The organism is Psychromonas ingrahamii 37 (genome assembly GCF_000015285.1).
In the GTDB taxonomy this organism is placed as follows: Bacteria; Pseudomonadota; Gammaproteobacteria; order Enterobacterales; family Psychromonadaceae; genus Psychromonas; species Psychromonas ingrahamii.
The window spans coordinates 2,524,885-2,538,506 of record NC_008709.1; the positions used below are offsets into that span (position 1 = coordinate 2,524,885).

At 43.9% G+C, this 13,622-nt stretch carries 9 protein-coding genes; 8 read left to right on the plus strand and 1 reads right to left on the minus strand.

What is annotated here, in order from left to right:
- The first annotated feature begins 18 nt into the window (after positions 1 to 18).
- The 5 genes from choV (at position 19) to PING_RS10760 (ending at position 5,352) form a co-directional block, all read left to right on the plus strand.
- Positions 19 to 1,197 (plus strand): choline ABC transporter ATP-binding protein, encoded by a 1,179-nt coding sequence (gene choV / locus PING_RS10740; RefSeq protein WP_011770386.1) that lies wholly within the window; start codon positions 19 to 21, stop codon positions 1,195 to 1,197.
- 290 nt (positions 1,198 to 1,487) lie between these two features.
- Positions 1,488 to 2,705 carry a BCCT family transporter gene (locus PING_RS10745; protein WP_011770387.1) on the plus strand — a complete coding sequence of 406 codons (1,218 nt, stop codon included), beginning with the start codon at positions 1,488 to 1,490 and terminating at the stop codon, positions 2,703 to 2,705.
- Positions 2,706 to 2,880: 175 nt separating this feature from the next.
- The gene (locus tag PING_RS10750) at positions 2,881 to 3,366 is read left to right on the plus strand and encodes a MarR family winged helix-turn-helix transcriptional regulator (RefSeq protein WP_011770388.1); all 486 of its coding nucleotides are present in this window, start codon (positions 2,881 to 2,883) and stop codon (positions 3,364 to 3,366) included.
- Positions 3,367 to 3,717: 351 nt separating this feature from the next.
- Positions 3,718 to 4,059, plus strand: coding sequence for a BON domain-containing protein (locus tag PING_RS19525; protein WP_011770389.1), 342 nt, complete (start codon positions 3,718 to 3,720; stop codon positions 4,057 to 4,059).
- 750 nt (positions 4,060 to 4,809) lie between these two features.
- The gene (locus PING_RS10760; RefSeq protein WP_011770391.1) at positions 4,810 to 5,352 is read left to right on the plus strand and encodes an NADPH-dependent FMN reductase; all 543 of its coding nucleotides are present in this window, start codon (positions 4,810 to 4,812) and stop codon (positions 5,350 to 5,352) included.
- An 83-nt stretch (positions 5,353 to 5,435) separates the two neighbouring features.
- Here PING_RS10760 and PING_RS10765 read toward each other — a convergent pair whose 3' ends face one another.
- Complete coding sequence (locus tag PING_RS10765; RefSeq protein ID WP_011770392.1) at positions 5,436 to 6,692, minus strand: D-amino acid dehydrogenase; 1,257 nt, start codon at positions 6,690 to 6,692, stop codon at positions 5,436 to 5,438.
- 726 nt (positions 6,693 to 7,418) lie between these two features.
- Between PING_RS10765 and PING_RS10770 the strand changes: the two genes are divergently transcribed.
- From PING_RS10770 to PING_RS10780, 3 genes are all read left to right on the plus strand, one after another.
- Positions 7,419 to 9,014, plus strand: a complete 1,596-nt coding sequence (locus PING_RS10770) for an alanine/glycine:cation symporter family protein (protein ID WP_157035351.1) — start codon at positions 7,419 to 7,421, stop codon at positions 9,012 to 9,014.
- Positions 9,015 to 9,157: 143 nt separating this feature from the next.
- On the plus strand, positions 9,158 to 10,285 hold the full coding sequence (alr, locus tag PING_RS10775; protein WP_011770394.1) for an alanine racemase: 1,128 nt from the start codon (positions 9,158 to 9,160) through the stop codon (positions 10,283 to 10,285).
- Positions 10,286 to 10,953: 668 nt separating this feature from the next.
- On the plus strand, positions 10,954 to 13,509 hold the full coding sequence (locus PING_RS10780) for an excinuclease ABC subunit UvrA (RefSeq protein WP_011770395.1): 2,556 nt from the start codon (positions 10,954 to 10,956) through the stop codon (positions 13,507 to 13,509).
- Positions 13,510 to 13,622 lie beyond the last annotated feature (113 nt).

Here is a 13,622-nt window from a genome sequence, read left to right on the forward strand (position 1 = left end):
ACGACAGGACTTAATAAAATGATTGAATTTAAAAATGTTGATGTTGTTTTTGGCAAGCAACCCGAGCGCGCATTACCGCTAATGGACAATGGCGAAAGTCTACAGGAAATTCAAGAGAAGACAGGCTTAACCGCCGCCGTACGAAATGCCAGTTTAAAAGTGGGTAAAGGCGAAATATGTGTATTGATGGGTCTGTCGGGTTCAGGTAAATCAAGCTTATTGCGTACCGCGAATGGCTTAAACCCGGTAACACGCGGCGATGTTTTTTTGGAAACCGATCAAGGTATTCAGAATTTTCACGAACTCAGTGAAGATCAGCGACGTCATGTTCGAATGAACCGCATTTCTATGGTATTCCAAAAATTTGCACTGATGCCATGGTTAACCGTGGCTGAAAATGTCGCTTTTGGTTTAGAGCAAAAGGGCTTGGATAAAAGCACTGTTCGCACCAAAGCCATTGAGCAATTAACGCTGGTAGGTCTTGGCGAGTGGGCGGATAAAAAACCCAGTGAGCTTTCAGGTGGTATGCAGCAACGGGTTGGTTTAGCACGCGCCTTTGCCATGGAAACCGATATTATTTTAATGGATGAACCCTTTTCCGCATTAGACCCGCTTATTAGAAGTGATCTGCAGGATGAATTATTACGCTTACAGAAGCAATTAAATAAAACTGTGTTGTTTGTCAGTCATGATTTAGACGAAGCCCTAAAGCTTGGTAATCATATTGCGATTATGAAAGACGGTGCCATTGTGCAGCACGATACACCGGAAAATATTGTAATGAATCCTGCGGACGATTATGTAGAGGCCTTTGTCGCTCATACTAATCCTATTGATGTGGTTAACGCGCAGGCGCTAATGCGTAGGTTTGATGACTTCAGGGAAAAACAAGGTGAAATCTGCCTGAGTGAACGTGACGATTGCTGGTTGTATCAAGGTGATAGCATTAATAACAGCGCGATTCGTTACGGCGATACGAAAGTACCTTTGGAAGTATGGCGCGATGGTGATACGGACGACGTTAATAAAAAGCGTGCTTTAGTCGTACCGCTAGAAACGCGAATGCATACCGTGATGGCGCTTCGATATCAATCTGGACACGGCGTATTAGTCGAGCAGGATGGTAAGTTAGTGGGTCATGTTGGCGATCGGGAGATTTACCATGCCATGCTTGGCAAGCTTATTGGTGATAAATAGGCTGAATTGATTATCACAGCTAAAGCAACCAAGGGCCGCATTTTGCGGCCTTTTTATTAGCTTTGAATATTCAGTCTAATAACGTTAATGACAAGATCGTCAGCTCACAAGATCCTCAGATTACACATTAAGGGTACATGGCCAGCCTAATAAAAATGGCCTACTTAACCGCGTTTAATTTTTCAGGGTTTAACTATCGTTAGTACGATACTTAAGGCTTGAGGACGCAAATAAAATATAAAAAAGGAGTTAACTATGTTTGTTAACAAGTTCCACTCGGTGGTCAAATAATGACTACTTGGTTATCAATAGGCATATTATTTACCTTTGCCGCCATTGCCTTTGTTATTTACCGTTGGGGTAATATGAAGTGTATCGGTGTTACCCCTGTTCGTAAGTTTACCTTTATCGCTATTCTCTTTACCTCGGGTTTAGATGTCGGATTAATCATGTTTCCGCTAACCGAATTTGCAGGCTATGCGGATTTGGTCAGCAGCCCTGAATATGGTTTCAGTAATCCCTTAGCCATTGAGTTTGGTTTTTGGGCTTTCCTTATTTGGGCATTCTATTTCTTAACCTGTTTCTACTTTTGCATTATTGAACCGAGAGTTAAATTTTTCGAAATTCCGTTAATTAAATGTATTAATAACGTTGTCATTATTGGTACATGTGCCTTTACGGCGTACTTGTTATTGATTAATCTGCCCTGGTATTTACCTGATTTAGGTAATGGTGAAGGCATTGTCGGCAGTTTTTACTTAATTGTATTTCTGGTGATTGCCGCAGCTGTCTATTCAAGTACCAATATTCGTTACGTCAGAATTTTAAGTTTGGTCAGTACCTGGTTATTTTTAGGCTTAATCGCATTAATGTGGGCAGGTGCCTTTTTATCTGAGAGATCAAGTGTTGGTGAGTTTTTTACTACCTTCGCTTTATTAGGCGACTACTTCGCCAATCTGCACAACTTTGTATTGCCGATTAATGATTATCATGAATTTTACTTATTTTGGTGGTTTGCCTGGAGTATTATGATTGGTCAATTTACCGCACGTTTTGTCAGTGGAATGAGAACCTATCAGGTATTACTTGCCATGATGGTATTCCCGTCTATCCCAATTGCAATCTGGTTTACCGTCCTTTATTACTACAGCGCTAATGCTATTCCAACCGCTGGCTTATATAATCTTGCAATGGTGATAGTGGGAGTGACATTTGTGATCAACTCACTTGATTCACTGGTTCGGCTCTATACCGACAACTTAAATCTGACCGTACAGCGTTTTGGTAAAGCGCGTTATATTATCGGTAACATAACGCTAATAAGCAGCTTGACACTGTTGTTCAAATTAGACTTTTTGCAAATCCAGTGGGTTGGCGCATTGGCAATCGCATTAATTTTAGGGTGCTTCGCTTATATCCTGAAGAATCACTCTCGTACGGTTGCCGATATTGATCGTTCACCGATCGAAAACAAAATCGACTTTACTAAGATTGAACTTGCAAATTGATTATAAAGTTAACAAAATCGGTGCTTCCAGTATAACAACACTGTAGTTTATAAGCCCCCTTTGGTAAAAAAGCAGAATAGTGCCCTTTCGTTATAAGCACATTCTGCTTTTTTTATTTTACGCATGAGTCTTATGGAAATTTCTGTTATGGTGCGCATAAAATAATGAGGAAACTATGGAAAAATACGAACAGCTATTAATTTCATTACGCAGAGTAATTAGATCTATCAGCATACATTCCCGGAAGCTGCATAAAGAGTCTGGATTAACCGTACCGCAATTAATGGTAATGCGCAAAATAGCGCAACTTGACCAGCCGCTTGCAAAACAGATTGCTCAAGAAATCACGGTCAGCGCAGCGACTGTCACCACCATTCTTGACAGACTTCAAAGCCGGCATTTAATCATTAGAACACGCAGTGAAACAGATAAACGTAAAGTGCATTTATCGCTAAGTGAAGTGGGCCAAAAATTATTAAACGATCTGCCAAAAGCACCACTGCAAGAGCATTTTATTAAGCGCTATCAACATCTTGAAGATTGGGAGCAAAGCCAATTACTCTCGGCTGTAGAGCGTATTGCATCGATGATGGATGCTGCCGAACTCGATGCTGCCCCGGTATTATTGGTAGGAAAAATGCGGGCCGATGAGTCTTTGTAATCAATTCAACCCGTTTTATGCTGCGGGTAAGACTCCCGTTTTAATCATTATCTGACCTCTACGCCCCAACTCTCCGCCAATGGATATTTGTCTTAACGCCTATTTAGGCGAATTATTTAATCCAAAAACTGGACTGCCAATCCTTCTTTATAATTTAAATAACCAATATTTTATGCACGGCCATTATAAAAACGACACTTATAAAGATGCACTGATCTGTGTGGACAAATTTGCTTACTATTATAAATTTCATCGGCCATTATTTCAAAAATTAAGTGATTTGTAAGTTCACTCTATTATGATCCTTATCAGACATCAGTGATAATATTAATTTAAAGGAATAATTTTAAGATGAAAAATAGCCATAAATTGTTAGTGCTAAGTGCGACTCTTATTAGTGCCATAGTCCTTACTGGATGTAATAATCAAGAAGACATCGCAGCTAAAATATTACTGCCGACTAAAATCATCAGTGAAGTGAATGATAGTGATGTGAACATTAGAATTAAAGCAGCACTGTTTGCTGATCAAGCGCTCAAGTACCTTGAGATTAAAGTGCAAACACATAAAGGCGATGTTTTACTGACGGGTGAAGTAGACAGCCAAAACCGGATTGATCATGTGAATAAATTAGTGATGAGCATCAAAGGTGTGCACACGACTCACAACCATCTTATTATTAAAACATCATAATCTATTTAGGCGTAGGAAAAACAGATCTCTTAATTAATAAAATTGCTACTACTGCTGTTCAATCAGCCGCTGGAATGGGGTAGGCTGAGCTCAGACCTGTTAATTCATATGGGATATCTGACGATATTTACCCTCCTTGCGTCGACTTTTATTATACAAAAAACCACAGTCGTACTCGGGCCTGCTAAAGTGATGGTATATTTTTCTCGGTTTACGCGACGCTATTACTGCCAATACAAAATAGAAAAATGACTTAGTCTTTTTTACAAAGTGACTAACCCTGTTTGCAGCGGTACACTTATTTAGAAAAATAGTCGATAAGAAAGTCAATAAAAGCACGTTATTTTTGAGACTGTTCTTTGTGATCGGTATAAATCAGCCTGTGCTAATTCATTTAAAACAGTGCACACATGATGGTAATAAAGTTGCCCATTTTCTGTAATGTGCATTTTTCTGGTCGTCCGATTGATTAAGGGACTTTTTTAGATAGTCTTCAAGTTCGTTAATGTTTTGCTGATAGCCACTTTAGATAATCCTATGTCTTCCGCTGCGTATTTAAAGCGAGCTAACTCAATAATCTACCTAAAGACTCTAATAGCTGGTAACTTATTTTTTTGTTCCTTAATGCTTGCACTGTTTACCTTTAGTAAACTATTTTATCACTAACATAGGGTTTATTCGCTCCATTGAAGTTGTTATATTTGTATTGAGTTACCAATACCTCACCCGTAAATAATTAAGGACACGCGAATGAAAAAGATACTCGCATTTTCAGGCAGCAATAATAGCCAATCAATTAATCAGAATTTGATTAATATCACGGCCAGTAAAGTTAAACATAATGACGTTACTGTGATTGATCTAAAGGATTTTCCGTTACCTATTTATAGCATCGACATCGAAACGCAAGGGATACCCGAAGAAGCCAAAAGACTGAAAAAAATAATGTTTGGGCATGACGCTCTGATTATTGCATCTCCTGAACACAATGGTTCCATGCCGGCATTCTTAAAAAACACCATAGATTGGTTATCTCGTCTGGCAAAACCCGGTCAGTCATTTTTTGGTGAGACAAAAAAACCCGTGCTGCTGCTAAGTACGTCACCAGGTGCAACAGGCGGCGCGACTAATATAAAAACAATGGCAGAATTAATGCCTTGGTGGGGCGGTGATGTCAAAGGGACTTATAGCCTGGGCAGTTATTACGAAAAGTTCAGCGATGGGAAGTTTGATTTGAACACAGATCAAGAACTAACCGATCTGGTTCGCCTATTTGAATCTACATTCAAATAGGCGAGTCATAGTAACAATAATAGTAATAAATTTCAGCGATTCAAACTGCCGGTCATTTAATCAAACGTTACGCTTGTCTGCTCTTATGCCTTGTAACGCTTAGCTGACAATGCCTCGGAATCAATTTCGGTTTTGCTGCCCGCGATGATATCTGCAATAACAGCACCGGAACCACAACTCATTGTCCAGCCCAGGGTGCCATGACCGGTATTAAGATATAAACCATCAATCCCACTGGCACCAACAACAGGGGTACCATCGGGTGTCATAGGTCGTAACCCCGTCCAATAATCCGCCAAAGACAAATCACATCCCTGAGCAAATAAGTCACCCACTACGTGACTAATGGTATCAGTTCGAGACTTAGGTAAATCCAAGTTATAACCGGACAACTCGGCTGTACCTGCAGCACGAATACGGTCACCTAAGCGTGTTACAGCGACCTTATAGGTTTCATCCATTACCGTTGACAGCGGCGCATATTTTTCATTAGAAATAGGGATAGTCAATGAATAACCTTTCACGGGATAAACCGGAATATCAATATCACAGGCCTTAAGCAGCTCTTTTGAATAACTCCCCAGACACACCAGTACCTTATCAAAGGCTTGTACACCAAACTGAGTTTCAACGCCTTTAATCTTATTCGCTTGAACACTCAAGGATTTAATATCCGAGTTAAATTGAAAAGTCACACCCAAATTTTCGCATTTCTCTTTAAGGGACTGACAAAATAAATAACAATCTCCTGTTTCATCTCCAGTCAGGCGCAACCCCCCTTTGAACTTATCAATCACAGGGGCAAGCCCAGGTTCTACTTGCGCGATTTGTTCCGGGCTTAATACCTGATGAGGTACACCCAACGCCTTGAGTACTTTAATGTCTTTTTCTGATGCTTCCACCTGCTCATCTTTGCGAAATAACTGCAAAGTACCAGACTGACCATCTTGATATGAAATACCGATCTCTTTTCTTAAGGCAATAAATTGATCGCGGCTGTATTCGGCAAGGGCCATCATTCTGGATTTATTTAGATTGTAATCATCACCATTACACTGCCCCAACATCTTCGCCATCCATAAAAGCTTTTTCATTTCAGGCTCAGGACTCAGTCTAAGCGGACTATGCTTTTGCATTAGCCACTTAACCGCTTTAAAAGGGATACCTGGCGCCGCCCAAGGCGCAGAATAACCAGGTGAAATTTGTCCTGCATTAGCAAAACTGGTTTCCAAAGCAACACCGGGCTGACGATCAATCACCGTCACCTGAAAGCCTTTTTTCGCCAAATAGTAAGCAGAAGTAAGACCAATAACACCCGCACCTAATACACAAACTTGCATCGCAATCTCTCCAGTCAAATCAAAGTCATACGAGCTATAATCTCACACAACATATAGTTTTATCCGCTTATTTTTTAGGGTGATGAAGCATTTAAAACTGCCATAATGCTATTTCAAAGTTTTTAATATAACTTTCATTTCACGATAGCTGATAGATTGAAATGCGCCGGGAAAGAAAACTCAAATAGAACACCAGGCAAGCTCAATATTTCCCCCCAAGCACTCGCGCTGCTTAGTGATAGACAAGATTCTATTAAAGAACGCCTTTATTATATGCCGACCTATCAACGATCCGATTTTGGGAATAGTACAATTCAGCCGTTCCTGTCATACGACCCCCATCAAATACCACAGTTATATGTTTATATCAACCCCCAAAGTTATATCAACCACACAAACTAAAATAAATAGTATTATCAACTGCTTTATACTTTATTTTCAGCATTATAATTCAATAGAATGATTATAAACAAGAAATTAGAGTCAAAAAAACCATTTAAAATCACTTATAATTCCCCTAACAAACACTTACCAATAACAAATAAGCAACAAACTATTAACAACATAGCGGTTAATAGCTAACAATAAATTAAAAGGAAATTATTATGCTTATCGGTGTATCTCAAGACATTAAAAATCATCAAAATACCCTAGGAAGAAATGCCAAGCAGCATTTTATTTCTTCTTTGTGTTTATCTACCCCAGTCATTTGCTAAGGAAAGTACAATGAAGATCAAAAAGTCAATATTTTCACTCGTTATATTTATAACAACCCTGCTCCAAAGCCAAGCTGTATTCGCTGCTGGCAGCATTGGTACAGCCATTAATGATACTTTTGCAAATGCAACAGGCTGGTTTGTAAGCCTTATTTTTGCACCTATACCAGGCACCAGTTTTCCCTGGATAGTCACTTGGCTGGTCATTGCAGCCGTTGTTTTTACCTTATATTTTAGATTTATTCAATTTCGTGCCATCAGACATGCGATTGATTTAATTAAGGGAGACTATTCCGATCCCAAAAATCCAGGTGAAGTGACCCACTTTCAGGCGTTAACAACCGCGCTTTCGGGTACCGTTGGCCTTGGTAATATTGCAGGCGTCGCTGTCGCACTGAGTATTGGTGGACCGGGGGCAACATTCTGGATGGTGCTTGCGGGACTGTTAGGTATGGCATCTAAATTTACTGAATGTACGCTAGGTGTAAAATATCGTAAAGTAAATGCTGATGGCAGTATTTCTGGTGGCCCAATGCATTACATCTCTAAAGGTTTTGCTGAAAGAGGGATTCCTGGAGGCAAAATAATGGCCAGTATTTTTGCTATATTTTGTGTACTGAGTTCATTTGGGGCGGGTAATATGTTTCAGGCAAACCAGGCTCATGCTCAGATAAGTAATATTACCGGTGCATATCCAGGCTGGATCACAGGTGTTATCTTTGCCGTTCTTATTTTTGCAGTTATTGTTGGCGGCATAAAATCTATCGCCAACGTCAGTGAGAAAGTGGTTCCTTTTATGGCCATTCTTTATGTTACGACGGCGCTGATTATTTTAGGCGCAAATGCGGATCAAATTGGCTGGGCATTTACTCAAATTTTTGAGGGTGCTTTTACTGAAGTAGGTTTGGCAGGCGGGATTGTTGGAGCCTTAATTCAAGGTTTCAAACGTGCTGCTTTTTCTAACGAAGCGGGCGTCGGCTCGGCGCCTATCGCTCACTCTGCGGTAAAAACTAATGAGCCAATTACTGAAGGCCTTGTTTCATTGCTTGAACCTTTTATCGATACCGTGGTTATCTGTACTATGACGGCATTGGTTATTATTATTTCCGGTCAATTACTTGTTGATGCTAATACCGGCCTTTATTTATTAGGTGAAAATGGGCAGATTCTGACCGCTTCTGGCGCTTCTGGCGTTGCCTTAACATCGGTTGCTTTTGGTCAAACGGCTAGCTGGTTCCCTTACGTGCTGGCAGTAGCTGTTGTCTTATTTGCATTTTCGACCATGCTTAGCTGGTCATACTACGGGCTAAAAGCGTGGACCTATTTATTTGGTGAGAGCAAAGCGACAGAAATGAGTTATAAAATTTTATATTGTTGCTTAATTATAGTGGGTGCTGCAGCAAGCTTAGGCGCTGTGATTGATTTTTCTGATGCCGCTATGTTTGCTATGGCGATCGTCAATATTATCGGCTTGTATTTCTTAATGCCGGTAGTAAAAAGAGAATTAAACTCTTATATGTCGCGCCTACACTCAGGAAAAATAAAGAAATTTGTTGAGGAAGAAGACGACGCTGATATAGCCCTGCCTGCTGAGGACAAAATTTAGCCAAACAACCAGGTAAATTTAATCGTCGATTAATTTGTTATATTTAATGCGGGTCATCGGGCTCGCATTTTTTTTACCCTATAGAAAAAAGATAGGGTAGCCAAAATTTTTTTATTATGATCTAAATGGGAGCGACCAGCACTGTGAATTATAAAAACACGCATTTAACCAGAGCAATTATACATCTCGACCACCTGACTCATAATATGAAGGTGCTGCAAAAAAAGGCCGGTAAGCGGCCACTTTTCCCCGCTATTAAGGCTAATGCCTACGGTCATGATGCAGAGATTATTGCAAAACATCTGATCAGTCTTGGCTACACCACCTTATGCACCGCGCATCTAAGTGAGGCTGCAGAGCTTGTCGAAAAAGGGGTTAACGCTACATTTATCATCCTGTCACCCACGCTTGCTGAAAACAGCGACTATCTCCTTGACTATGATTTTCAACCGATAGTTTCTAGCCAGGTGCAATTACAAGCGCTTGCCCAAGCAGCAAGAAGAAGAGATAAACAAATAACCATACACGTCAAAGTAGATACCGGAATGGGCCGCATGGGTGTCAGACCCGACCAGCTACTGATGTTTCTTGATGAGTGTAAAGCCCAACCTGAAATTATTATTGGAGGAGTCTGCAGCCATTTCCCCCGCGCTGATGAAAACAATTTATCTTTTTCAAAAACACAGATCAATACTTTCACTGCGCTAAAGAAAGAAACCAAAGCGTATAATATTCCTCTCTATCATATTGCCAACAGTGCAGCCCTGTTTGCGTTAGAAGAAGCACACCTTGATGCAATTCGTCCAGGTATATCAATCTATGGTCTAAAGCCATCTGTCTCTATGGTTGTCCCGGAGTTAAACGATCTTAAGCCGATAATGTCTCTTGTAAGCCGGATAACGCTGCTCAAGGAAGTCGTTCAAGATACCGGAATCAGTTATGGCCACCTGCACTACACCGATAAACCCTCTCTTATCGCCACTATTCCCATTGGATATGGTGATGGTTTGAGCAGGTCGCTGAGCAACAGAATTGAAGTTTTAATTGGTAACGAGCGATGCAGGCAGATTGGGAATATCTGTATGGATCAGTGCATGATTGATGTGACGCAACTTCGGGGTAAAGTCTCAATAGGGGACGAGGTTGTTATTATCGGAACTCAGGGCAGTGAAACCATAACAGCCGATGATCTCGCAAAAAAACAGCACACAGTAAATTATGAGATAGTCACTGCGATCTCCAGTCGAGTGCCAAGAATAGTCGCTCAATGACCTGCATGAGTTATCTCTTATCTCATCGTAGTGTAATAATATACATATAATTAGGCTAAATTTTCAGACGTAAGATAATACCAAAAGAAGTTAAATTGTGATCTTAATTAAAAGGTTGGAGTATCCATTTAAATCAACAGTTGAAGGATTTATGCCTTTTGACAATGTGATCATTTAATTATTGTTTTGGTATTATTCTGTTATTGGTAGTGTGCATTCTATGCACCACAAGCAGCGGCAATCGGGGCGCGGAGCTCACTCTACGGGCTAAGTCTAAAATTTCCCCAAAGCCTTACAACAAATTTGACCACCTGTTTAACGACATCAGTAAAATATTCAAGGTCGTTTAAAAACCTTTCTGAACCTCTAAACCTCTAAACCTCTAAACCTCTAAACCTCTAAACCTCTAAACCTCTAAACCTCTAAACCGACAGCGTATGACTATTGACTATGTTTTATCATTCTACATCACACCTTTTATTTCTAAGCAAAATTTAAAAGAGTGATCAAGGTATGAAAAATTAAAAATTGACACTTATGGCAATATATCCACACGATAAAAACAGGTCATTTTTAAATGCAGCCTAACAAGTTATAATCACATGTTATAAATGGCAAATTCCGCTAGCGCCATATTGTTCCAGTACAGTTACAAGGGGTCTTTAATAATGAAAAAAAGAAGTAATATCGGCATTCTTCGTTTGCCAGTTGACACTTTCCTTCGCCACATCCCCGATTCAGCATCCGTTTCGCACACAACGCTCAACAGTTTTGTGCGTGTGCGCGGTGCCCGGGAGAACAATCTGCAGAACGTCGACGTGGATCTGCCCCGGGACGCGATAGTCGCCTTCACCGGGGTGTCCGGCTCAGGCAAATCCTCCCTCGCCTTCGGCACAATTTTTGCTGAGGCCCAGCGACGCTTTTTCGAGTCCGTCGCGCCGTACGCCCGGCGCTTGATCCAGCAGGGCCACACGCCCCGAGTAGATGAAATCACCGGCCTTCCGCCTGCCGTCGCGCTGCAGCAGCGCAGGGGAACACCCAGCTCTCGCTCAAGCGTGGGAACCGTCACCACTCTCTCAAACTCCCTGCGGATGCTTTATTCCCGCACCGGTCTATATCCTGATGGTGCACCCCGCCTGGAGTCGGACTCCTTTTCACCAAACACCGCCATGGGTGCCTGCCCAACATGCCAGGGACTTGGAACAGCGCATACTGTCACCGAGGCATCGCTGGTGCTCGACCCTTCGCTGAGCATCAGTGAAGGTGCTATTACGGCCTGGCCCGGGGCGTGGCAGGGCAAGAACCTGCGCGACATCCTCAGCGTGCTCGGCTATGACGTGGACACCGCCTGGAACCAGCTTTCCCGCACTGACCGCGACTGGATCCTGTTCACCGAGGAACAACCTGTGGTCGAGATCATGCCGGTGCGGGAACGACCTAGGCCCTACAAAGGAAAGTTCTGGAGCGCTAAGAGTTATGTAATGCACACACTCGCTGACTCAAAGAGTGCCTCGGTGCGTAAGCGTGTGCTCAAGTATGTTAAATCGGGCCCGTGTCTTATCTGCGCGGGAAGCGGGCTGCGCAGCGAAGCACTTGCGGTTACTTTCAATGGCCACACCATCGCCGATCTGAACGCCCTGCCGCTCACCGAGCTGCGCCACGCGTTCGACTATCTGGGAGTCGCCAACACTGCAAGTGACACAATCACCAGCGACCTTACTCGCCGTCTTGATGTACTGCTCGATCTTGGCCTTGGATACCTGAGCCTGGGCCGCGCGACGCCCACACTCTCACCCGGTGAAATGCAGCGTCTGCGCATCGCAACCCAGTTGCGCGCCGGGCTGTTTGGTGTGATCTATGTACTCGATGAGCCTTCCGCGGGACTGCACCCGGCCGATGCCGAGCCGCTCCTCGCTGTACTCGAAGAGCTGAAGTCCAGCGGCAATTCCGTTTTTGTCGTGGAGCACAATATGGACGTTGTACGCCGTGCAGACTGGGTGATCGACGTTGGCCCTCTCGCGGGGGAGCACGGTGGGAAAGTACTCTACAGTGGACCAACGGCCGGACTTGCAGATGTACCCGCCTCCATCACAAGGGAGTTTCTCTTCGCAAATGAGCGCCCAATTCCGGCCACACGCGCACTGCGGGATCCCATTGGCTGGCTCGGCCTGACGGGCATTACCCGTCATAACCTGCGCGGTATCGACGCTGAATTTCCGCTCGGCGTGCTGACGGCGGTCACCGGCGTTTCAGGCTCAGGTAAATCTACCCTGGTAAGCCAGGTACTCGCCGAGGCCGTTGGCCTGCACCTTCACCCTGACGAAGATCCCATTGCAGGAACCGCATCTACTGGCTCGGCGACCGGAGAGAAGGACGATCAGTCCGAGCCTAAACCCGTCGAAATCACCACGGTCAAGGCGATTACCGGGGCAGAGCCTATCAACCGTCTGGTGCGCGTTGATCAGAAGCCAATTGGTCGTACTCCACGCTCCAATCTCGCCACCTATACTGGCCTGTTCGATGCGGTGCGGACAACGTTCGCCGCGATTCCCGAGGCGCGAAGTCGAAAATTCAGCCCTAGCCGGTTCTCGTTCAATGTACCGGGTGGTCGCTGCGAGACCTGCCTTGGCGAGGGATTCGTTGCGGTTGGCCTTCTCTTTCTGCCGGGCAGTTACTCGCCCTGCCCCGATTGCGGTGGCTCGCGATACAATCCTGAGACGCTCGAAGTGACATACCGCAATAAGAATATAGCCGAAGTGCTTGAACTCACAGTGGATGCGGCAGTGGTATTCCTCGCCGATGTGCCCTCGGCACTGCGCAGTCTTGAAACCCTTAGCGAGGTGGGCCTTGGTTATCTGCGACTCGGTCAGCCCGCCACCGAGCTTTCCGGGGGCGAGGCACAGCGCATCAAGCTTGCGACCGAGCTGCAACGGGCGCGCCGCGGGCACACCCTATACGTGCTGGATGAGCCCACCACCGGGCTGCACCCCGCCGATGTGCTGCTGCTCCTCACCCAGCTCAACCGGCTTGTCGATGCGGGCAATACAGTGATCGTGGTTGAACACGATATGGACGTGGTTTCTGCCGCTGATTGGGTGATCGATATTGGTCCAGCGGGTGGTGATAAAGGAGGCCACATTGTGGCTGCCGGTACTCCCCACACTGTGGCCGTCCACCCCGCGAGCCGAACCGCACCCTATCTGGCTCGATGCGTATCAACCTGATTTTACGCCATGGTAAATTCAGGATATTTACCATGCCTGCAGCGTTTGTGAACCGAGCGCGAAATATTTTTATCAGTGTGTGGAGAGGCTCTGTTCAATGGATTGAATCGACA

What these genes read in the sequence shown, in the direction of transcription:
- choV (WP_011770386.1), top strand. Translation starts at nt 19, where the DNA reads ATGATTGAATTTAAAAATGTTGATGTTGTTTTTGGCAAGCAACCCGAG.
- PING_RS10745 (WP_011770387.1), top strand. Translation starts at nt 1,488, where the DNA reads ATGACTACTTGGTTATCAATAGGCATATTATTTACCTTTGCCGCCATT.
- PING_RS10750 (WP_011770388.1), top strand. Translation starts at nt 2,881, where the DNA reads ATGGAAAAATACGAACAGCTATTAATTTCATTACGCAGAGTAATTAGA.
- PING_RS19525 (WP_011770389.1), top strand. Translation starts at nt 3,718, where the DNA reads ATGAAAAATAGCCATAAATTGTTAGTGCTAAGTGCGACTCTTATTAGT.
- PING_RS10760 (WP_011770391.1), top strand. Translation starts at nt 4,810, where the DNA reads ATGAAAAAGATACTCGCATTTTCAGGCAGCAATAATAGCCAATCAATT.
- PING_RS10765 (WP_011770392.1), bottom strand. Translation starts at nt 6,692, where the DNA reads ATGCAAGTTTGTGTATTAGGTGCGGGTGTTATTGGTCTTACTTCTGCT.
- PING_RS10770 (WP_157035351.1), top strand. Translation starts at nt 7,419, where the DNA reads ATGAAGATCAAAAAGTCAATATTTTCACTCGTTATATTTATAACAACC.
- PING_RS10780 (WP_011770395.1), top strand. Translation starts at nt 10,954, where the DNA reads ATGAAAAAAAGAAGTAATATCGGCATTCTTCGTTTGCCAGTTGACACT.